Here is a 22273-nt window from a genome sequence, read left to right on the forward strand (position 1 = left end):
CCGGTGTACGCCCCCTCCGCGCGCATCGCGCGAACCCCTGCTCAGCGCACGTCGAACTCCCCGTCCCGCGCGCCGAGCACAAAGGCGCGCCACTCCGCTTCCGTGTAGCGCAGCACCGTCTCGGGGTCGGCCGAATTGCGCATGGCCACGGCCCCGTTCGGCAGATAGGCGATCTCCACGCGTTCTTCGGTGGTGCTGCCCGGCGCACTGAGCCACTCGACACCGGAGATGTCGAGGGCGTACAGCTCAGCCTTCTCTTTGGCGTCAGCCATCGGTGGAGAATCCCTTCGCGATACCGCGGGAACAAACCCGCACGGCCCTTGACGGACAGTCTCATCCACCAGTGCGCACGGCGGCAATCGAACACCGCCAGTCCACACCGGAAGGACCGGGCGGACCGGAAGGGGGCGTCCCTGAGCTGCCGGGTAGGGTGACTGCCGCGCGCATGTCACGGGCGGAAAGCGGTACGACGAGGGGGCCTTGCACGTGAGTACGTTCGCCACGACGAGGCGCTCGTGGAACCGCTGAGCCGGGACGACCCGCGGCGGATCGGTCCCTATCACCTCATCGCGCGGCTGGATCCGGAGGCGGGGGACGTCGCGGCGGTGGCACGGTGCTTCATCGCGCGCAGCGGCGGTGGCGATCGTACGGTCCTCATCAGCGCGCCGCCGGTGGCGTCGTCCGACGACGCGGGATACCCGGCGCGGTTCCGGGCGGAGGCGGAGAACGCGCGGCTGCTGAGTGGCGCTTCGCGGTGCCCGTGGATCGCGCCTGTCGTGGAGGTCTCGGGCGACGGTACGGATCTCCCGTGGAGCGCGTCCCCGTATCTCCCGACGCTGCCGCTGCCCGCCGCGCTGGAGGCGTACGGAGGGCCGCTGCCGGTGCGTACCGTACGGGCGGTCGGCGCGGCGCTGGCCGAGGCGCTGCACCAGACGCACGCGGCGGGGTTCACGCATGCCGGGATCGCGCCGGCCACGGTGTTCCTGGCGGGCGACGGTCCCCGGCTGACCGGGTTCGGCGCGGTACGGGCCGCCGGGCCGGACGGCACGGCGCGGGCCGGGCTGCCGGGGCTGGACGCCGACGCCCTGCCCCCCGAACAGCTCGCGGGCGGACGGCCGCGCCCCCTGGGGGACGTCTTCGCGCTGGGCGCGGTGCTGGCGTACGCGGCGACGGGGCGGACGCGGCCCGAAGCGGACGCGCTGCCGCAGGACTTGAGGGACACGCTGCGCGCGTGCCTCGCCCCGGACCCGGCGGACCGGCCGACGGCGCGGACACTGCTGGACGACCTGCTGCGCGGCGCAGGCGCCCCGCTGCCCGCCCCGAGCGCGGCGCGGGCGCTGCCGGTCGTCGACGGCGCCTCCGGCTCTCCGCGCACCCCGGGCGGCGGGCCGGGGGCGACCGCTCTGGACGCCGGGATCAGCCGGGCCGTGAGCGTGCTGGGCCCGGGCTGGCTCCCGGCGCGGCTGGTCGTCGCGCTGGCGGAGCAGTCCGCGTCGGTGCTGGCGGCGGAGATCGACGCGGTGGCGACGCAGAACGAAGCGGCGGAGACGGCGTTCCCACGGGAGGGGGCGGCACCGGGCAGTACCAACCACGCGGCCATGCCCGAGCGCACCACCGTCGGCCGGCGTGGCACGGGCGGCGCCGCGCATCCGCCGGGCCATGTGCCCGGCCGTTCGGACACCGCCGAAGACACCGGGGCACGGGACACGGCCCGTCCCTCCCGGCGGTCCCTGCTCATCGGGACGGCCTGCGGCGCGGCGGGCATCGCCGCAGGAGGGGCCGTGGCAGGGGCGGTGACGGCCGGGGACGCCCCGGCACCGCGCACCCCAGCCGAGCGCCTGATGGCGGCCCACCGTTCACGCCGTCGGCTCGCGGGCGCGCCGCCGACCCCGCTGTGGCGATTCGACACCGAGGGCGGCCCGCTCGCGTACGACCCGCTCATCTGCGCGGACCAGACCACGGTCATCGCGACCGACGAGGGCGTCACCGGGCTCGACCTGCGTACTGGTAAGAGGCTGTGGACCAGGGACGACGTCCGCGCACGGGCGCGGCCCCGGCTCGTCGGGAAGGACCTGGTGCTCATCCCGGGCACTGGGATCGCCGCTCTCGCTCCCCGCACCGGGGACACCGAGTGGCAGCCGGCGGAATTCCGCTCCGGAGGCCGGACCCCGTACGCCGCCCTTCTCGCGGTGGACGGCGGCACCATCTGGATCGCCGCGGAACGCCGACGGAAGGGCGGGATCGACAGCCGGGTCCTGATCGCCTTCGACGTCACCCGGCGCGAAGGGCTGTGGACCAGCCCACTGCCCGGCGCCTTCGACCTGGGATACCTGACGAAGGACGTCCTCGTGGTGCGGGGCGAGCGGTTCATGGCTTTCGACCGCACCCATGGGGCGCGGCGCTGGACGCGTTCCTACAAGGGGGTGACGGCCGGACGGCCGGTCACCACCGACGGCGGCGGTACCCTCATCGCCTCGGTCAACTCCGACCTGTGCGGCTATGACCTGGCACGCGGGGGCGGGCCCTCGTGGACCGTACCGGCGAAGGGCCACATCTCCTCCGGGCATCCCGCCGACTTCGGCCCTCCGGTCATCCACGGGGACACGGTGTACGCCACCGATGGCGGCTATGCGGTCCATGCGCTCTCGGTGGACACCGGGGATGTGCGGTGGCAGCGCGTCTACGGCTTCGTCATGAAGGCGTTGTCCGGAGCGCGCACGCCCGATACAAGGGTGAGTCCTTCCGGGCACACGGTGCTGATGAGCAGTGACGTGGAAGTTGATGCCATCGACGCCGAGGATGGCACACTGCGCTGGCGCTTCACGGACAGCGGTGCGACGGAAGCCACCCGGACCGTGACGCGTCGCAGAGTCGCCCTCACGGACGATCTGGCCGTCGTCGTCAGTGGGAAGAGCGTCTATGGCCTGCCACTGCGCTGAGCCGCGAATGTTCTGGAGGAGTGCATGAATGTGCAGGCGGCCGAACCGGCTCGGCTCGGTCCGTACCGTCTCGTCGGCATGGTGGATGCCCACGGCCGCATCGGTGGCGCGCGTCGCCGCTTCGCCCGGGACGATCGCACCGGCCGCATGGCCGTGTTGATGTTCCCGGATGAAACGCTCGCCGAAGACCCGGGATACCGGGTGCGATTTCGCGCGGAAGCCGAGAACTCCCGACGGCTCACGGGGTCCTGGGCCGCCCCGGTCATCGATATCGCCCCGGCTCACGAGGACCTTCCGTGGGTCGCCTATGACTGCTTCCCCGCTCTGTCACTCGCCGGGGCGCTCGCCGCGTACAAGGGGCCGCTACCCGAGTCGACGGTGCGTGCGCTGGGCACGGTCCTGGCCCAGGCTCTCGCCGACTGGCATGCCGGCGGACTGGTGCACGCGGGTATCTCGCCCGCGACCACCCTCCTCATGACCGACGGTCCCCGGCTGACCGGCTACGGACTGGTGCGAGCGGCGGCTTTGGACGGTTCCGGGCATGCCGGCTCACCCGGAATCGACCTCTTCAGCTTGCCACCGGAACAGCGAACGGGTGGCCGGCCCCGCCCGGCCGGAGACATCTACGCGCTGGGCGCCGTGCTCTGCTACGCGGCGACGGGACGCGCGGACCTCTCGTACGCGTCACGCGCGGCTCTGCCGGAGCGGATGGGCGGGCTCATCGCCGCCTGTCTGGCGGCTGATCCCGAAGCGCGACCGCGGCCGGTCACCGTGGCCCGGAAGTTGCGTGAAGCGGGGACCGCTGACACCTCGGGCGGACTGCCGCGGCCCATTGTGGCGACCCTTGGCGAGCTGGACGCGACGTATCCCGCGGAGCCGGCCGGATACGACGCCGAGCATGTGGCCGAGCCGGGCACGGCGGCGCGGCCCGGTCCCTCCCGACGGGCGGTGACGATCGGTGTCCTCTCCGGTGCGGTTGGTCTCGGCCTTGGGGCAGGTGGGGTCGCCGGATGGCGGGCGGCGGGAGAGGAGCCGGGGCTCCGAACCGAGCCGAATCTCAGAGGGACCGCGCCTGCTCCGTTGTGGCGGCATGACGTCGAAAGTGAACTGCGACAGGATCCGCTTCTCTGGCAGGGAAGGGTCGCGCTCGTCAATACGGCCAGATCCGTAACCGCTCTGACGCTGCGGACCGGCAGAGCGCTCTGGTCGCGCGACGACCTCTATCCCATGTCCTCCCTCCTGCTGCTCGGCGACGGAACGTTCCTCTCCCCGGACACCTCCGCCTTCTCCGCGGTCTCCTTGAGCACAGGCCGGATCATGTGGGTGGAGAGGCGATACAGCGGTGTCGATGCCCCTTCGGTCTTCGCGTTTCTCGCCGCCGGCAACAACACGCTGTGGTTCCTGATCAAGGGGAACAGCGAGGAAGGGGCGAAACGCGACGAATACGCGGTGGTCGCCTATGACCTCAGGAAGCGCAAGGAGCGATGGCGTACTCCGCTGCCTGAAGCGTTCCACGGCGATGGCAGCGACACCATCTCGCTCCTGCTCGAGAGCATGATCCTGCTTCCCAGCAGTGGTGCCGGCACCGGCGACGGTCCCGTGTCCTATCTGGCACTGGACCGCCGCAACGGCCGGAAGCTGTGGATCCGGACGTACCGGGGGACGGACGCATCGAATGAGTCGCCGCTGGTGGCCCCCGGAAATCTGTTGATCACCTGCGGCGGGGAGGTCATGAAGGCCCACGACATCGTCAGCGGCAAAGAGCGCTGGCGGGCCAGAACCCGAGGAACGCCGTCCGCTGCGCCGGTAACTCACGGGCATTCGGTCTACGTCACCGATTCGCACGCCACCACCCACGCCGTCGACATACGCAGCGGAAGAGCGCGGTGGCGGCGTCGAAGTGCGGTGCCTCTCAACTTCTCCTGGGCCCCGGGCGAGACCGCGGTGAGCCATGCGGGGACCACCGTATTCCAGTCGACCCAGTCCGAAATCGAGGCGTTCGACGCAACGGACGGTGCGCTGCGGTGGCGGTTCGCCCCCGCTGGGAGCGGGGGGCAGAGCACTCTTCCCGGCCGCGTCACGGGCACCGCCCCCGGTATGGCTTTCGTTCTGAGTGACAGCGTTCTCTACGCACTTCCCGTGGATTGATGCTGATGGTCTCCCCTCTCGCACACGACGATCCGCGGGCCATAGGCCCCTACAGCCTCATCGCCCGGCTCGGTAGCGGAGGAATGGGCACGGTCTATCTCGGCCGCTCCGCCCAAGGGCGCACGGTCGCGTTGAAAACCGTGCATGAGCACTTCGCCGCGCGGACCGAGTTCCGCAGCCGCTTCCGCCTGGAAGCCGACGCCGCCCGGATCATCGGTGGGCAGTACGGTGCTCAGGTCATCGACGCGGACTCGCTCGCCCCGACGCCGTGGCTGGCGACCGAATACGTCCTCGGCCCGTCGCTCGACGAGGCGGTAGCGCTTTGTGGTGCTCTGCCCGAGTCCGCCGCACGCGTCCTGGGCGCGGCGCTGTGCGACGCACTCGCCCAGCTTCACCGCTCCGGCGTCGTGCACCGTGACCTCAAACCCTCCAACATCCTGCTGACCGCGCTCGGCCCCAAGGTCATCGATTTCGGCATCGCCCGGGCAGCCGGAGACGACCGGCTGACCCGCACGGGTGCGACGGCCGGAACGCCCGCCTACATGTCACCGGAGCAGGCGGTCGGCGGTGAACACACCGCGGTGGGCGATGTGTTCGCCCTGTCCGCGGTGCTCGCCTTCTCGGCGAGCGGCAGCCCGCCCTTCGGCAGCGGACAGCCGGCGGATCTGCTCTACCGGGTTCGGTACGCGGAGCCCGACCTGTCCGGTGTGCCGGATGGACTGCGCCCCGTGCTGGCGCGAGGTCTGGCCAAGGACCCGGAGCAGCGTCCGAACACGACGGAGTTCAGAACTTGGCTCCACGGTGGCGACGGTGATTTCGCGGAGTACCTTCCGGACACCGTACTCGCGGAGATCGCGCGGCGTGCGGCGGCGGTGTGGCAGGCACCGCCTCCCCGGCTGCCCGCACCGGATGCCGGCCTCACGACCTCGGCAGCCGAACCGGGGCGGCCGCGTGTCACCCGGCGGAAGCTGATCGTCACCGGAGCCGTGCTCGCCGCCGGCGGTGTGGCCGGTGCCGGATCTGCTCTGTGGAATGCCGGCGAATCCGGGCCGGGAGACGATGGCCGAGCGGCCGAGGCGGGGCGCTCCCCGGGAGGCGCGCCTCGCATGTCGTGGAAGGCGTCTGTGGGTGATTTCGGCCAGGAAGCCGAGCTGCACACGGTGGGGGGCGTCGTCACCACGGTCTCGGAAGCCGGACTGCGCTGTCTCGACGCGAGCACGGGCACCCGACGAGGTGTGAACGAACAGGTCACCACCGCCGGTGCCGTCGCGTCCGACGGTCGGAGGCTGTTCGCCCTGAACAGCGATATCAGCAAAGCCAGGATCGTCCCCGTGAACCTCACCACGGGCGCCTTCGGGACCCCGCTCGCCGAGATCCGCGATCTCGCGACGGAAAACATGAGGTTCTTGGGCGCGGTGGGCGGTTCGCTGGTCCTGGAAGGCGAGGCACGCGAGGACTGGCTGCGCATCGCCGTCGATTCCCGGACCGGCAGGGAGTTGTGGCGTCGTCCCATGCCCGCTCCGGACGACGACGTCATTGCCACTCCCAAGGGCTCCTCGCTGATACGGACGGAAGGCGAACGTGTCTCGTTGATCGATGCCCGCGACGGCACGACACGATGGTCGACGAAGATCCCGAAGAAGATGTCGGGAGGACTTCGCCCAGGGGCACGTCACTCCTTCTCGGCAGACCATCTGTTCATCGGAACCTGGGAACTCCTGGCACTGAGACTTTCCGACGGCGCGCTCGAGTGGAGCTTCGGCACGGGCCGGAAGTTCGGGGCGAGCTACGAACCAGGTGCTCAGCACTACGGTCCTCCGGTTGTCCGGGAGGGGGTGGTGTACGCGATGGAGCGTGCGAACGGTCTCGTCGCGGTGGACGCCCGGAGCGGTCGCCTCCTCTGGGAGGAGAAGGGGGAGGTGCCGGCGTACGACTTCTCGGCCACCCCCGCCGTTGGCGACCGGTACTTCTACGCCTCACCGGACAACGACAGCCAGTGGATCGCCGCGATCGATCTGCGAAAGCACCGGGTGGCCTGGACCTTCTCGAGCCCCTGGGGCGATGTCGGCGGTCTGTCCCCGGCGATCACGGCGCTTCCCGAGGCCCGAAGGGTCGTTGTCGTGCGTGGCGCGGCCGTATGCGCCGTCCCGCTCGAATGACCTGCCTCGCCGGCGAGACCCTCTTTCCCCGTAGCTCCCACCGACCAGGAGACCCATCCCATGAACCCCCTCGGCACCGGCGATCCCCTCCGCCTCGGCCCGTACCGCCTCACCGGCGTGCTCGGGGCCGGCGGGATGGGCCAGGTGTACCTCGGGCGGGACGCACAGGGCCGGACGGCGGCGGTCAAGGTGCTGCGGCCGGAGCTGGCGCACGATCCGGAGATGGCCCGGCGCTTCCTTCGCGAGGCGTACGCGGCGCAGTCCGTGCGCAGCGGTGGGGTGGCGCGGGTGCTGGCGGCGCAGACCGAGGGCGGACGGCCGTGGATCGCCACGGAGTTCCTGGTGGGGCCCACGCTCGACCAGGCCGTCGAGCGGTACGGGGCCCTTGGCGAACCCGCCGTCCAGGCATTGGGCGCGGTACTGGTGACGACGCTGCGGGAGATCCACGGGGCCGGGCTGGTGCACCGCGACCTCAAGCCGTCGAACATCGTGCTGACCTCGCGCGGCCCCAGGATCATCGATTTCGGTATCGCCCGCCCCGAGCACGGACTCACCCTCACCACCACCGGACAGACGGTCGCCACCCCCGGTTACGCCGCGCCCGAACAGGTCCTCGGGCGGCGGACCGGACCCGCAGGGGACGTGTTCTCCCTCGGCGTGGTCCTGGCGTACGCGGCGGGCGGGCGGCCGGTCCACGAGGGCGGTCACGTGGCCGCCGTGCAGTACCAGGTGGTGCACGGCGAGCCGGAACTGGGCGCGGTGCCGCAGGACATACGGGCCCTGGTCGCACCCTGCCTCGCCAAGGAGCCCGCGGACCGGCCCGCCCTCGACGCCCTCGCCGGGCAGCTGACGCCGCCCCGCGGCGCCGGGCGGATCTGGCGGACCGGGCCGCTCGCGGAGGACATCGCACGCCGCGAGGCGGACGCCCGCCGGATGGCCACCATGCCCGGCGACGAACCGTCCCGCCCCACCCGCCGCGGGCTGCTCACCACCCTCGCCGCGGGCGGCGCGGTGCTCGCGGCGGGCGGCGGCGCCGGGGCGTGGTGGCTGCTGAGCGGCGACGAGGACGCGGCGGGCGGGGCGCGGCCCTGGGACGCCGAGCCGCTGGCGCACTACGACGAGGGCACCGCGCCCTCGCCCCTGTGGGGGCCTGTTGACCTCGGCCCCCCGAAATCCGGTGGCACGGCGGTATCGGCTCCGCTTCTGGTCCACGATCTGGTCGTCGTCGCGGTGACGGACGGCCGGCTGCGCGGCTACGGCGTGACCGAGGGGAAACCGCGATGGACGACATCGATCACCGGGCTGAGGGGACGGCTGCTGGCACTCCGCGACGAGGGCATCCTCGCGACTGACGCCAAGGGCGCGGTGCGCATGCTGAGCGTCGAAGACGGCGCACAGCAGTGGAAGGCCGAAAGCGCCGACGCGGCGGCGCTGCTGGCTGTGGACGACAGCGCGGTCTACCTGGTCACGCGGACAGGCCGGGTGCGTGCCGTAGGGCTCGACTCGCACCGCCCTCTGTGGACCGCCCCGGGACCGGTACGGTCTTCGGACGACGGCCCGGCAGCAGCCGCGGTGGCCGATGGCCGTCTAGTGGTGTACGACACCTCCGGCGAGGTGGTGGCCCTCGACACGAAGAACGGCAGGATCGCCTGGGGGCCCGACAAGCGCGGCTCTACGTCCCTCCCCCCGGTCGTCGTCGAGGGCACGGTCTACCTGGGCGGGCGGACCCTGGCCGCTCTGACGCTGTCGAACGGCAAGGAGAAGTGGGCGCGTAGCGCTGCCGACGAAAGCGGATGGAGTGCCCCGGCCGTGTGGAAGGGCGTGGTGTACGCCGTGGACGGGACCGACCTTTCCGCTCGCAGGGCTGACGGCGGGTCGGATATGTGGACGATGCCCTTCGCTTCCCAGGACCGTCCCCTGGACGCTCCTGTGGTCGTGGAGAACAGCGTGTGGGTGGTGGCCGACGCGGGAGGCACGGGAGGGGTACAGGTCGTGGACTCCCGGGAAGGGAAAGCGGCTTGGCCATACACCGCGGGGACCGGCGGTAGCTGGCGGCTGACCGGAGCCGGAAACCGGGTCTTCCTGCTGCACAACGAGAAGCTGACGGCGATGCCGGTGTTCTAGACAGCCGCCCCGGACCACCACCTGTTTGATCCCCCGCCACACCACACGATTCCCCCGGAGACACCCTTGGACAGCGACACGCTGGACGCGTACATACGGGCCCGACTGGCACTTGCCGGGGTCGACCTCGACCAGCTCCCGGACGTGGCCGACCCCGAGACCGGGACGCCCACCCGCGCCGTGATCATGCTGGCGCTGCGCGAGTTCGTCGCCACGACGCCCGGCGCGCTCGCCGACTGGACGCCGCCGACCGGCGGCGTGGGCGGCGCGCTGGGGGCGGCGTACGCGCAGCAGGAGGCCGCGCCGCTCGCGTACCCGTCGATCACCACCGGCTGGACCGGGGAGGCGGACCGCTGATGGGCCGCGACCTCAACCGCCGTACGTTCCTGGCCGCCTCGGCCGCCGCCGGGGCCGGTGGCGCCCTCGCCGCGTCCGCCGCACCGGCCGCCGCGGCCCCGGCCCGAACCCCCACCGCGCCCGCCGCCCCCACCGCAACCGGCGCCCCCGCCGTCGCCGTGCCCGATCTGCCCGTGCGCGAGGCGGCGCGGCACGACCCCACGGAGGCCACGCTCGCCGAGGCCGTCGTCCTGATCCGCACCGGCCGCCTCACCTCCGCGGACCTCGTCCAGGCGTATCTGGACCGGATCGAGAAGTACGACAAGACCTATCAGGCGTACGCCGAGGTGACCCGGAAGCAGGCGCTGCTCGCGGCCCACGCGGCGGACCGGGCGGACCGCGGCGAGGACCGAAAACGCGCGCCGCTGGCCGGGGTTCCGCTGTGCGTCAAGGACAACTACTTCACCAAGGGCGTGCCCACCCGCGCCAACTCCTTCATCTTCGAAGACTTCGTGCCGGTCACCGACGCCACCGCCGTCGCCCGGCTCAAGGCGGCGGGCGGCATCCTGCTCGGCAAGGGGCAGATGGGACCGCTGGCCACCACCCGTGCCACCACGCCCAACGGCCTGATCACCACCGTCAACGCCTGGACGCCCGACAACCCGCTCATCGACCCCGGCGGTTCGTCCACGGGACCGGCCTGCGCGGTCGCCGGGCGGATGGCGTCGTCCTCCATCGGCACCCAGACCGGTGGCTCCATCGTCAACCCGGCCAACCGGCAGAACCTCACCGGCCTGAAGCCCACCATGGGCCGGGTCTCCCTGAACGGCGTCATCCCGCTCTCGTACACCCGCGACCACTGCGGTCCGATCGCCCGCGACGCGATGGACGCGGCGATCATGCTGACCGTCATGGCCGGTCCGGACGCCGAGGATCCGCGGACCCAGGGCCTGCCGCGCCTGCCCGACCTGGTGCGCGCGGCCATCCCCGTGGTCTCGCCCAAGGGGAAGGTACGGATGCGCCGGCCCACCCGGATCGGGGTGCCGCCGGGGTTCACCGACGGCATCGCCCGGCGCCAGGCGCTCCTGGACACCCTGGCGGATCTGCCCGGCGTCACCCTCGTGGAGGTCCGCTACCCCGCCGACTGGTCGCTGCTGACCGGTAGCGCGTTCAACGCCGCGCGCCTGAGCGAGCGTACCGAGCCCTTCCGGCACTGGCTGCGCCAGGACCTGACGAAGTTCGGCGTCTCGGTGCTGGGCTGGCTGCAGGGGCTGATGATCTCCGGCGACGAGTGGATCACCGCGCAGCGCGCCAAGCACCACTTGTTGCGCGCGGTGCTCGACGGTCCGTTCGACCACTGCGACGTGCTGCTGCAGACCAGCCCGGTACCGTTCGACATCCTGGGCCTTCCGGAGATCGGCTTCCCCATCGGCTTCACGGCCGGCGTGCCGACCGGGGCGATCCTCGGCGGGGCGCCGTACGAGGAGGACCGCCTGCTGGAGGTGGTCGCCGCCTATCAGGCGGTCACCGACTGGCACGAGCGGCGCCCGGTGGATCCGGCCCTGGAGCCCGTCAAGCGGGTCGTCCGCCCGCTGCTGGACGCCGTGGAGGCCGCGGCCGCCAGCGCGTAGCGCCGCGGCCGCGGCGGCCTGAAGGACCCCGCCCTGGACACTGGTACTCTGTGTGCTGGCCGTTTGCGTACGCGCCCCCGGAGCCTTCTGCGAAGGTCCTGGAGACAGCGCCCAGCGGACCCCGCCTTCCGAGTCACGGAAGATCCCCTGAGACACCGACCAGGGGCACTCGGCGGCTGAAACTGAGAAACCTAGGAGTACGTGTGTCGCTCGACGCCGCTACGAAGAAGCAGATCATGACCGAGTTCGCCACGAAGGAAGGCGACACCGGCTCCCCGGAGGTCCAGGTCGCGCTGCTCTCGCGCCGCATCTCGGACCTGACCGAGCACCTCAAGACCCACAAGCACGACCACCACTCCCGCCGTGGTCTGCTGCTGCTGGTCGGCCAGCGCCGCCGGCTGCTGCAGTACCTGGCGAAGAAGGACATCACGCGCTTCCGCGCGCTGGTCGAGCGCCTCGGCATCCGTCGCGGTGCGGCGGGCGCCAAGTAAGTCGTCGTGAAGGGAGCGGTTCCCGGGTCAGGGGGCCGCTCCCTTTGCCGTACGCGGCCTCTTGCGCCGCGTCACCCCCTCGGCACGGAGCGTATTTTGTCCGCTACGTCCCGTACGCGCCAGACCACACACCCATCGTGATGATGGCCGAAGCTTTGTAGTCTGGTCCCAACAACGCCATAACGCACGAGGAGGAGCGCCTCATTCCCGCCGCACCGGCGCCATAGGAGCCGGTCCTCGGTAGTGGCTCCCGGAACTGGCAATTCCGGTGGCTTCGATCGAAGACCGGCCCGGCAGCCGGACAGCAAGGCCCGGAGGCGCTGCTCCACCACCGTCCACCGTCATACGGACGGGGACGCAGACGAGGAGATTTCCCTGGTGGAGAACGAGACCCACTACGCCGAGGCCGTCATCGACAACGGCACCTTCGGCACCCGCACCATCCGTTTCGAGACGGGCCGCCTGGCCCGTCAGGCCGCCGGCTCGGCCGTGGCCTACCTGGACGACGACACCATGGTGCTGTCGGCCACCACCGCTTCGAAGAACCCCAAGGACCAGCTCGACTTCTTCCCGCTGACGGTCGACGTCGAGGAGCGGATGTACGCCGCCGGGCGCATCCCCGGCTCGTTCTTCCGCCGTGAGGGCCGCCCGTCCGAGGACGCGATCCTCACCTGCCGCCTCATCGACCGTCCGCTGCGCCCGTCCTTCAAGAAGGGCCTGCGCAACGAGATCCAGGTCGTCGAGACGATCATGGCGCTCAACCCCGACCACCTCTACGACGTGGTCGCGATCAACGCCGCCTCCTGCTCCACCCAGCTGGCGGGCCTGCCCTTCTCCGGCCCGATCGGCGGCACCCGCGTCGCCCTGATCAAGGGCCAGTGGGTCGCCTTCCCGACCCACAGCGAGCTGGAGGACGCCGTCTTCGACATGGTCGTCGCCGGTCGCGTCCTGGAGGACGGCGACGTGGCGATCATGATGGTCGAGGCCGAGGCCACCCAGCAGACCATCCAGCTGGTCAAGGATGGCGCCGAGGCGCCGACCGAGGAGATCGTCGCGGCCGGCCTCGAGGCCGCCAAGCCGTTCATCAAGGTCCTGTGCAAGGCCCAGTCGGACCTCGCCGCCAAGGCCGCCAAGCCCACCGGTGAGTTCCCGATCTTCCTGGACTACCAGGACGACGTGCTGGAGGCGCTCACCGCCGCCGTGCGCGACGAGCTGTCCCAGGCGCTGACGATCGCGGGCAAGCAGGAGCGCGAGGCCGAGCTGGACCGCGTCAAGGGTCTGGCCGCCGAGAAGCTGCTGCCGCAGTTCGAGGGACGCGAGAAGGAGATCTCCGCCGCGTACCGCTCGCTGACCAAGTCCCTGGTGCGCGAGCGCGTCATCAAGGAGAAGAAGCGCATCGACGGCCGCGGCGTCACGGACATCCGTACGCTCGCCGCCGAGGTCGAGGCGATCCCGCGGGTCCACGGCTCGGCGCTGTTCGAGCGCGGCGAGACCCAGATCCTGGGCGTCACCACGCTGAACATGCTCCGCATGGAGCAGCAGCTCGACACGCTCTCGCCCGAGACGCGCCGCCGCTACATGCACAACTACAACTTCCCGCCGTACTCCACCGGTGAGACCGGCCGCGTCGGCTCCCCCAAGCGCCGCGAGATCGGCCACGGCGCGCTGGCCGAGCGGGCGCTGCTGCCGGTGCTGCCGACCCGCGAGGAGTTCCCGTACGCCATCCGCCAGGTCTCCGAGGCGCTCGGCTCCAACGGCTCGACCTCCATGGGCTCGGTCTGCGCCTCCACGATGTCGCTGCTGAACGCCGGTGTGCCGCTGAAGGCCCCGGTCGCGGGCATCGCGATGGGCCTGATCTCCCAGGAGATCGACGGCGAGACCCACTACGTCACCCTCACCGACATCCTCGGTGCGGAGGACGCGTTCGGTGACATGGACTTCAAGGTCGCCGGCACCAAGCAGTTCGTGACCGCCCTCCAGCTGGACACCAAGCTGGACGGCATCCCGGCGTCCGTCCTGGCCGCGGCCCTCAAGCAGGCCCGCGACGCCCGGCTGCACATCCTCGACGTGATGATGGAGGCCATCGACACGCCGGACGAGATGTCCCCGAACGCCCCGCGGATCATCACCGTCAAGATCCCGGTGGACAAGATCGGTGAGGTCATCGGCCCCAAGGGCAAGATGATCAACCAGATCCAGGAGGACACCGGCGCCGAGATCACCATCGAGGACGACGGCACGATCTACATCGGTGCCGCCGACGGCCCGGCCGCCGAGGCCGCCCGCGCGACCATCAACGGCATCGCCAACCCGACGATGCCCGAGGTCGGCGAGCGCTACCTGGGCACGGTCGTGAAGACCACCACCTTCGGCGCCTTCGTCTCCCTGCTCCCGGGCAAGGACGGGCTGCTGCACATCTCGCAGATCCGCAAGCTCGCCGGTGGCAAGCGCGTGGAGAACGTCGAGGACGTGCTCGCGGTGGGCTCCAAGGTGCAGGTCGAGATCGCCGAGATCGACCAGCGCGGCAAGCTCTCGCTGCACCCGGTCATCGAGGGTGAAGACGACAAGGCCGACAAGGACGACGAGGCGAAGGACGAAGCCGCCAAGTGACGTCCCGCGACGACGTGACGACGGCCCGCCCCTCCTCGGAGGGGCGGGCCGTCGCCCGTACCCAAACGCTTCTCCCAGGCGAGAACGGCATCGGGACGGTCCGCAGGACCACGCTCCCCAGCGGCCTGCGCATCCTCACCGAAACCCTGCCGTCCGTGCGCTCCGCCACCTTCGGCATCTGGGCGCACGTGGGCTCCCGCGACGAGACCCCCACGCTGAACGGCGCCACCCACTACCTGGAGCACCTGCTCTTCAAGGGCACCCGGCGGCGCAGCGCGCTCGACATCTCCGCGGCCATCGACGCCGTCGGCGGCGAGATGAACGCGTTCACCGCCAAGGAGTACACCTGCTACTACGCGCGGGTGCTCGACACCAATCTGCCGCTGGCCATCGACGTCGTCTGCGACATGCTGACCGGCTCGGTGATCGACGCGGCGGACGTGGACGCCGAGCGCGGCGTCGTCCTCGAAGAGATCGCGATGACCGAGGACGACCCGGGCGACTGCGTCCACGATCTGTTCGCGCACACCATGCTCGGCGACACCCCGCTCGGCCGCCCGGTCCTGGGCACCGTCGACACCGTCAACGGGCTCGGTCGCGACCAGATCGCCCGCTTCTACAAGAAGCACTACGACCCGACCCACCTGGTCGTCGCCGCCGCGGGCAACGTCGACCACGACACGGTCGTGGCGCAGGTCAGCGACGCCTTCGAGCAGGCGGGCGCCCTCACCCGCGCCGACGCGGTCCCGGTCGCTCCGCGCGCCGGATCCCGGGCGATCCGCACCGCCGGCCGGGTCGAGCTGCTGAACCGCAAGACCGAGCAGGCGCACGTCATCCTCGGCATGCCCGGCATCCCGCGCACCGACGACCGGCGCTGGGCGCTCGGCGTGCTCAACACGGCGCTCGGCGGCGGCATGAGCTCCCGGCTCTTCCAGGAGGTCCGGGAGAAGCGCGGCCTCGCCTACAGCGTCTACTCCTACAACTCCGGCTTCGCCGACTGCGGCCTCTTCGGCGTCTACGCGGGCTGCCGCCCGAGCCAGGTGCACGACGTCCTCAAGATCTGCCGCGACGAGCTGGACCAGGTCGCGCGCGACGGCCTCACCGACGAGGAGCTGCGGCGCGCCATCGGCCAGCTCTCCGGCTCCACGGTGCTCGGCCTGGAGGACACCGGCGCGCTGATGAACCGCATCGGCAAGAGCGAGCTGTGCTGGGCCGACCAGATGTCGGTGGACGACATGCTCACCCGGATCCAGTCGGTCACCCCGGACGAGGTGCGCGAGGTGGCCCGCGATGTACTGGGGCAGCGTCCTTCGCTGTCGGTCATCGGCCCGCTGAAGGACAAGCAGGCGGCCCGGCTGGACGAGGCCGTCGCCTAGCCGGAGAAGAGCCGCCCGGCCGGAGAAGCCGTCCGACCGGAGAAAGCGAAGGAAGAGGAACGATGAGCAAGCTGCGCGTGGCCGTCCTCGGTGCCAAGGGCCGGATCGGCTCCGAGGCCGTACGGGCCGTCGAGGCCGCCGAGGACATGGAACTGGTCGCCGCGCTGGGCCGGGGCGACAAGCTGGAGACCATGGTCGAGGCGGGCGCCGAGGTCGCGGTCGAGCTGACCGACCCGGGCTCGGTGATGGGCAATCTCGACTTCTGCGTACGGCACGGCATCCACGGCGTCGTCGGCACCACCGGCTGGACCGACGAGCGCCTCGCCCGGCTGCGCGGCTGGCTCGACGGCTCGCCCCGCACCGGCGTGCTCATCGCCCCGAACTTCTCCATCGGCGCCGTGCTGACCATGCGCTTCGCCCGCCAGGCCGCCCGCTTCTTCGAATCGGTCGAGGTCATCGAGCTGCACCACCCCAACAAGGTGGACGCCCCCTCGGGCACCGCGGCCCGTACCGCCCAGCTGATCGGCGAGGCCCGCCGCGAGGCGGGCTGCGCCCCGCAGCCGGACGCGACGGCCACGGCGCTGGAGGGCGCGCGGGGCGCCGAGGTGGACGGCGTGCCGGTGCACTCGGTACGGCTGCGCGGGCTCCTCGCCCACCAGGAGGTCCTGCTCGGCGGCGAGGGCGAGACCCTCACCATCCGGCACGACTCGATCCACCACAGCAGCTTCATGCCGGGCATCCTGCTCGGCGCGCGGCGCGTGGTGACCACCCCCGGCCTGACCTTCGGCCTGGAACACTTCCTCGATCTGGACTGAGGGCACACCGGTGCGCGCAAAGATCACCTATTTCGTCCTCGCGGCCGTCCTGGTCGTCTACTTCGTGCTGGTCGGCGACCGCGGGGTGCTCCTCATCCGGGAAGGCACCCCGGTGACCATCGCCTATGGCGCGGCCGTGCTGGTGCTGCCGCTCATCGGCGGCTGGTTCCTGTGGCAGACCACCCAGTTCGCGCGCAACGCCGACCGGCTCGCGCGCGAACTGGACGCCGAGGGCGGCCTGCCGGTCGACGAGCTGGTACGGACGCCCGGCGGGCGCATCGACCGGGACTCGGCGGACGCGGTCTTCGCCAAGCGGCGGGCCGAGACGGAAGCGTCGCCGGAGGACTGGCGCTCCTGGTTCCGGCTCGCCATCGCGTACCACGACGCCCGCGACACCGCCCGCGCCCGCAAGGCCATGCAGCGCGCCATTGCCCTCCACGACGGCAAGCCGGTCCGGGCCGCGGACGGCTCCGGCTGACGGCGCTGACGGGCTCAGCGGCCGCGCCGGGCCGCTTGCTCGTCGAGCGCGTCGGCGGCCGCCCGGAAGGCGTCGGGGCGCCCCAGGAAATCGGTGTCATGGCTGGTGATCAGGGGCAGCGGGGCACCGCCCGACGTCCGCTCGGCGAGCACCGCCTGCCCCTGCACCGTGAGGGGAAGGCCCAGCCGCCGCACCGGCTGCTGAACGGTACGTATCGACGCGACGTCCTGCCAGGCGACCGTGGTGGACGAGAACAGCCCGGTCCGCCGCAGCCCCCGCTCGTTCGCCCGGACGCCCGCCTGCACCATCCGGACCGCGAAGCCCATCACCAGCGCCGCCGCGGCGACGCACACGCCCGCGGCCGATCCCGAGCCCGCCAGGGCGATGATCAGCGCCGAGAAGAGGAGGTACGAGGCGAGCAGCAGCAGCACCGCCGCCCCGCCCACCTTCCAGGGCCCCGGCCGGTACGGGCGGCGCCAGCGCTCGGGGTCCTCGTAGGCGACATCGGCATGCGTGACGTCGACATGCGCGAGCGGGGCCGCTTCGGGCCCCGCTCGGTCGTCGTCATGTGCGCGGTCGGCTGTCAGGAAGGGCAGTGGCACGGATCGTCCTCACTCACACACACGTCCGGTGGTCTGTGCTGAGCGAGGCTATCTCAGCACAGCTCAGCGCCCGTTCGAGGCCTCCTGCGCCTGGTGGGTGGGGTGCGACTGACTGTCGAGCGCGGGCATGCCGAACATCAGGGCGCCGACGAAACCGGCGACGATGGTCAGCCCCATCAGCGTCCGGCCGGTTATCTCGGACCGGGACGCCCGGGGGCGGGGTGGCGGGGTGACATTGCTGCGGAAACGGTCGGCTTCGGCGACGAAGGCGAACGGTACGGGCTCTCGCCGGCGGAACATGAGCGGGCTCTCCTTGGAACCTCGAGCGCGGGTACTTCAGTGTGTAGGACGTGTGAACGACCGTCCTGGTGCCCTGTTTCAAGAACTTCAGTCAAAATTTTCTGCGGGGGCCCGCGCACGTGTTCACACGAGGGTCCGTGCGGGGGTCCGGGGGAGCGGAGCTGTCGGTGGCGGCCCGTAAGCTGGGCCCGCCCCGAGCGATGCGACATGGAAGGACCCGTCGGTGAGCGAGACCCCCGCCGAGAGCCCGGCCGAGACAGAGAAGGCCAGTTTCCGCAGCGATGTGACCGTCGAGCTGGTGAAGCACAGCGCCGCCGACTCCGACGTCCTGTGGGCCGCGAGGGTGTCCACCGCGGGTGAGCAGTCCCTCGAGGAGCTGACGAAGGACCCGGAGCGCTCCAAGGGGTTGATCAACTTCCTGATGCGCGACCGGCACGGCAGCCCGTTCGAGCACAACTCGATGACCTTCTTCATCAGCGCCCCGATCTTCGTCTTCCGCGAGTTCATGCGGCACCGCGTGGGCTGGTCGTACAACGAGGAGTCCGGCCGCTACCGCCGCCTGGAGCCGGTCTTCTACGTGCCCGGCGAGGACCGCAAGCTGGTCCAGCAGGGCCGCCCGGGGAAGTACGAGTTCGTCGAGGGCACCCCCGAGCAGCACGCGCTGACCGGCCGCGCGATGGAGGACGCCTACCGCCACGCGTACGAGGCGTACCAGGAGATGCTGGCCGCCGGGGTCGCCCGCGAGGTGGCCCGCGCGGTGCTCCCGGTCGGCCTGTACTCCTCGATGTACGCGACGTGCAACGCGCGCTCGCTGATGCACTTCCTGGGCCTGCGCACCCAGCACGAGCAGGCCGCCGTGCCGTCCTTCCCGCAGCGGGAGATCGAGATGGTGGGCGAGAAGATGGAGGAGGCGTGGGCCGGGCTGATGCCGCTCACCCACGCCGCGTTCAACGCCAATGGCCGGGTCGCTCCGTAGCGCGAGCGAAGTGTCCGTATTGCGGCGTTTCGAGAAGTTCATCTAGGCTGAACAAAGGGGCCCGGCACTGCTTGAACCCCCGAGCAGGCAGTGCCGGGTCCTCTCCGATGGCGCTGTTCCGCCGCCCCGAGCGAGCGCCGCGGGGCGCGCTACGAGTAGCGTGGTGCCCATGGCACCGACATCCACATCGCAGACCCCTTTCGGGCGGGTGCTGACCGCCATGGTCACGCCATTCACCGCTGACGGCGCGCTCGACCTCGACGGCGCCCAGCGGCTCGCCACTCACCTGGTGGACGCCGGCAATGACGGCCTGATCGTCAACGGCACCACCGGCGAGTCCCCGACCACCAGCGATGTGGAGAAAGCCGAGCTCGTACGAGCCGTGGTGGAGGCGGTCGGCGACCGCGCCCACGTCGTAGCCGGCGCCGGCACCAACGACACCCGGCACAGCGTCGAGCTGGCCCGCGGGGCGGAGCAGGCGGGTGCCCATGGCCTGCTCGCGGTCACGCCGTACTACAGCAAGCCCCCGCAGGAGGGCATCCTCCGCCACTTCACCGCCATCGCGAACGCCACCGGCCTGCCGGTCATGCTCTATGACATCCCCGGCCGCAGCGGCGTCCCGATCGGCACCGAGACCATGGTCCGGCTCGCCGAGCACCCGCGCATCGTCGCCAACAAGGACGCCAAGGGCGACCTCGGGCGTGCCAGCTGGGCCATCGCCCGCAGCCGCCTCGCCTGGTACTCCGGCGACGACATGCTGAACCTGCCGCTGCTGTCGGTCGGCGCCGTCGGCTTCGTCTCCGTGGTGGGCCACCTCGTCAGCCCCGAACTGCGCGCGATGCTCGAGGCCCACCTCCAGGGCGACGTCGCGAAGGCAACGGAGATCCATCAGCAGCTGCTCCCGGTCTTCACCGGGATGTTCCGCACCCAGGGCGTCATCACGTCCAAGGCCGCGCTCGCCCTCCAGGGCCTGCCGGCGGGGCCGCTGCGCCTGCCGCTCGTCGAGCTGACCCCCGAGGAAACGGAACAGCTCAAGCGCGATCTTGCCGCCGGCGGGGTACAGCTCTAGTCAAAGACGTGATGATCGCACCTTCATACTTCACAACTGCATACAGACACATCAGCAAGTGCACGAATGTCACGCGCGCCATGTGCCCCAGGGGGCATGTGGCGCGCGTGGTGAGGAGAGTCTTTTGAGTCATCCGCATCCCGAGCTCGGCCCGCCGCCGAAGCTCCCGGAGGGTGGCCTGCGTGTCACCCCTCTGGGTGGCCTCGGCGAGATCGGCCGCAACATGACGGTCTTCGAATACGGTGGCCGGCTGCTGATCGTCGACTGCGGGGTGCTCTTCCCCGAGGAGGAGCAGCCCGGAGTCGACTTGATCCTGCCGGACTTCACGTCCATCCGGGACCGCCTCGACGACATCGACGGCATCGTGCTCACGCACGGCCACGAGGACCACATCGGCGGCGTCCCGTTCCTGCTCCGCGAGAAGCCGGACATCCCGCTGATCGGCTCCAAACTGACGCTCGCCCTGATCGAGGCGAAGCTTCAGGAGCACCGGATCCGCCCCTACACGCTGGAGGTGGAGGAGGGGAACCTGGAGCGGATCGGCCCCTTCGAGTGCGAGTTCGTGGCGGTCAACCACTCCATCCCGGACGCCCTCGCGGTCGCCATCCGCACCCCGGCCGGCCTGGCCGTGCACACCGGCGACTTCAAGATGGACCAGCTGCCGCTGGACGGCCGCCTCACCGACCTGCCCGCCTTCGCCAAGCTCGGCGAGGAGGGCATCGACCTGCTGCTGGTGGACTCCACCAACTCCGAGGTCCCCGGTTTCGTCCCGCCGGAACGCGACATCTCCGGCGTCCTGGGCCAGGTCTTCGCGAGCGCCCAGAAGCGCATCATCGTGGCGAGTTTCGCCAGCCATGTGCACCGCATCCAGCAGATCCTGGACGCGGCCCATGAGTACGGGCGCCGGGTGGCCTTCGTCGGCCGCTCGATGGTCCGCAACATGGGGATCGCCCGTGACCTGGGCTATCTGCGGGTCCCGGCGGGCCTCGTGGTGGACGTGAAGACCCTCGACGACCTCCCGGACGACGAGGTGGTGCTCGTCTGCACCGGCTCCCAGGGCGAGCCGATGGCCGCGCTGTCCCGGATGGCCAACCGCGATCACCAGATCCGCATCGTCCCGGGCGACACGGTGATCCTGGCGTCGTCGCTCATCCCGGGCAACGAGAACGCGGTCTACCGGGTCATCAACGGGCTCACCCGCTGGGGCGCGAACGTCGTCCACAAGGGCAACGCCAAGGTGCACGTCTCCGGCCACGCCTCGGCCGGTGAGTTGCTGTACTTCTACAACATCTGCAAGCCCAGGAACCTGATGCCGGTCCACGGCGAATGGCGCCATCTGCGCGCCAACGCCGAACTGGGCGCCCTCACGGGGGTCCCGAAGAACCGCTGCGTCATCGCCGAGGACGGAGTGGTGGTCGACCTCGTCGACGGCATCGCGAAGATCACCGGCAAGGTGCAGGCGGGCTACGTGTACGTGGACGGCCTCTCGGTCGGCGATGTCACCGAAAGCTCGCTCAAGGATCGCCGCATCCTGGGCGAGGAGGGCATCATCTCGGTCTTCGTCGTCGTCGACAGCACGACCGGCAAGATCGTGGGTGGTCCGCACATCCAGGCACGAGGCTCCGGCATCGAGGACGGTGCTTTCGCCGCGGTCCTTCCGAAGATCGAGGACTCCCTGGCCAAGGCGGCCTCCGACGGCGTCGCGGACTCGCACCAGATCCAGCAGCTCGTGCGCCGCGCCGTGGGCAAGTGGGTGTCCGACAGCTACCGCCGGCGCCCGATGATCCTCCCCGTGGTGGTCGAGGTCTGACGCGACCTCAGCTCCCAGGAGAGCACTGAACCCCGGGCGGGGCTCCTCGATTTGCATCGAGGAGCCCCGCTCCAGTACGTTTACGGCTCCGCCAGAGGGGAACCCGGAGCACTCATACCGCTTCGGAGGAGCCCGAAGGCGGGGGTGGGAATCCGGCTCAGAGAATTCTGATAAAGTCGGAGACACCGAAAGGGAAGGCCCTCCAACGGCCACCGGAAGCGGAATTCGGACCGGAAACGGAACGGAAAACGGATCTGGTAAGGTTGGAAACACGAAAGGCCGGAAAGCCGAAAGGCTGAAAGGTCGGAGGGAAGAGCCCGGAGAAACCGGTGATACGGTTTCAAAGGAAGCGTCCGTTCCTTGAGAACTCAACAGCGTGCCAAAAGTCAACGCCAGATATGTTGATACC

17 protein-coding genes are annotated in these 22273 nt (G+C 70.8%); 14 read left to right on the forward strand and 3 right to left on the reverse strand.

The features are described from left to right. Positions 1-41: 41 nt before the first annotated feature. Positions 42-272, reverse strand: coding sequence for a DUF397 domain-containing protein (locus tag ABZ562_RS35375; RefSeq protein ID WP_055556888.1), 231 nt, complete (start codon positions 270-272; stop codon positions 42-44). Between the two features lie 243 nt (positions 273-515). Between ABZ562_RS35375 and ABZ562_RS35380 the strand changes: the two genes are divergently transcribed. The 11 genes from ABZ562_RS35380 to ABZ562_RS35430 all read left to right on the forward strand — a co-directional run bounded on the left by ABZ562_RS35380 (position 516) and on the right by ABZ562_RS35430 (position 17107). Next, positions 516-2939, forward strand: coding sequence for a PQQ-binding-like beta-propeller repeat protein (locus ABZ562_RS35380; RefSeq protein ID WP_361487869.1), 2424 nt, complete (start codon positions 516-518; stop codon positions 2937-2939). 24 nt (positions 2940-2963) lie between these two features. After that, positions 2964-5087 (forward strand): PQQ-binding-like beta-propeller repeat protein, encoded by a 2124-nt coding sequence (locus tag ABZ562_RS35385; RefSeq protein WP_361487872.1) that lies wholly within the window; start codon positions 2964-2966, stop codon positions 5085-5087. Then, positions 5087-7246: a PQQ-binding-like beta-propeller repeat protein gene (locus ABZ562_RS35390; RefSeq protein ID WP_361487874.1), complete on the forward strand. Its 2160-nt coding sequence runs from the start codon at positions 5087-5089 to the stop codon at positions 7244-7246. Before ABZ562_RS35385 ends, ABZ562_RS35390 begins: the two co-directional genes overlap by 1 nt. Positions 7247-7306: 60 nt before the next feature. Then, positions 7307-9370 (forward strand): serine/threonine-protein kinase, encoded by a 2064-nt coding sequence (locus ABZ562_RS35395; protein WP_361487877.1) that lies wholly within the window; start codon positions 7307-7309, stop codon positions 9368-9370. Between the two features lie 66 nt (positions 9371-9436). After that, positions 9437-9727 carry a hypothetical protein gene (locus ABZ562_RS35400; protein WP_361487880.1) on the forward strand — a complete coding sequence of 97 codons (291 nt, stop codon included), beginning with the start codon at positions 9437-9439 and terminating at the stop codon, positions 9725-9727. After that, positions 9727-11337 (forward strand): amidase, encoded by a 1611-nt coding sequence (locus tag ABZ562_RS35405; RefSeq protein ID WP_361487883.1) that lies wholly within the window; start codon positions 9727-9729, stop codon positions 11335-11337. Before ABZ562_RS35400 ends, ABZ562_RS35405 begins: the two co-directional genes overlap by 1 nt. 203 nt (positions 11338-11540) lie before the next feature. Next, on the forward strand, positions 11541-11828 hold the full coding sequence (rpsO, locus tag ABZ562_RS35410; protein ID WP_009714645.1) for a 30S ribosomal protein S15: 288 nt from the start codon (positions 11541-11543) through the stop codon (positions 11826-11828). Between the two features lie 378 nt (positions 11829-12206). Then, a complete protein-coding gene (locus tag ABZ562_RS35415; protein ID WP_361487886.1) occupies positions 12207-14438 on the forward strand; it encodes a polyribonucleotide nucleotidyltransferase in 2232 nt (743 codons plus the stop codon). Beyond that, positions 14435-15814 carry a pitrilysin family protein gene (locus tag ABZ562_RS35420; RefSeq protein ID WP_361487889.1) on the forward strand — a complete coding sequence of 460 codons (1380 nt, stop codon included), beginning with the start codon at positions 14435-14437 and terminating at the stop codon, positions 15812-15814. Before ABZ562_RS35415 ends, ABZ562_RS35420 begins: the two co-directional genes overlap by 4 nt. Before the next feature lie 62 nt (positions 15815-15876). Then, the gene (gene dapB / locus ABZ562_RS35425; RefSeq protein WP_361487892.1) at positions 15877-16629 is read left to right on the forward strand and encodes a 4-hydroxy-tetrahydrodipicolinate reductase; all 753 of its coding nucleotides are present in this window, start codon (positions 15877-15879) and stop codon (positions 16627-16629) included. Positions 16630-16639: 10 nt separating this feature from the next. Further along, positions 16640-17107, forward strand: coding sequence for a tetratricopeptide repeat protein (locus tag ABZ562_RS35430; RefSeq protein WP_055556906.1), 468 nt, complete (start codon positions 16640-16642; stop codon positions 17105-17107). A gap of 14 nt (positions 17108-17121) precedes the next feature. Here ABZ562_RS35430 and ABZ562_RS35435 read toward each other — a convergent pair whose 3' ends face one another. Then, on the reverse strand, positions 17122-17709 hold the full coding sequence (locus ABZ562_RS35435; RefSeq protein ID WP_361487894.1) for a hypothetical protein: 588 nt from the start codon (positions 17707-17709) through the stop codon (positions 17122-17124). Positions 17710-17772: 63 nt separating this feature from the next. Then, positions 17773-18009: a hypothetical protein gene (locus tag ABZ562_RS35440; RefSeq protein WP_055556910.1), complete on the reverse strand. Its 237-nt coding sequence runs from the start codon at positions 18007-18009 to the stop codon at positions 17773-17775. Positions 18010-18232: 223 nt separating this feature from the next. Here ABZ562_RS35440 and thyX point away from each other — a divergent pair, with 223 nt between their 5' ends. The 3 genes from thyX (at position 18233) to ABZ562_RS35455 (ending at position 21864) form a co-directional block, all read left to right on the forward strand. Then, positions 18233-18985 (forward strand): FAD-dependent thymidylate synthase, encoded by a 753-nt coding sequence (gene thyX, locus ABZ562_RS35445; RefSeq protein WP_055556912.1) that lies wholly within the window; start codon positions 18233-18235, stop codon positions 18983-18985. A gap of 169 nt (positions 18986-19154) precedes the next feature. Continuing rightward, a complete protein-coding gene (gene dapA, locus ABZ562_RS35450; protein WP_361487898.1) occupies positions 19155-20054 on the forward strand; it encodes a 4-hydroxy-tetrahydrodipicolinate synthase in 900 nt (299 codons plus the stop codon). A 124-nt stretch (positions 20055-20178) separates the two neighbouring features. After that, a complete protein-coding gene (locus ABZ562_RS35455) occupies positions 20179-21864 on the forward strand; it encodes a ribonuclease J (RefSeq protein WP_361487901.1) in 1686 nt (561 codons plus the stop codon). Positions 21865-22273 lie beyond the last annotated feature (409 nt).

This window comes from Streptomyces sp. NPDC019937, from assembly GCF_040631655.1.
In the GTDB taxonomy this organism is placed as follows: domain Bacteria; phylum Actinomycetota; class Actinomycetes; order Streptomycetales; family Streptomycetaceae; genus Streptomyces.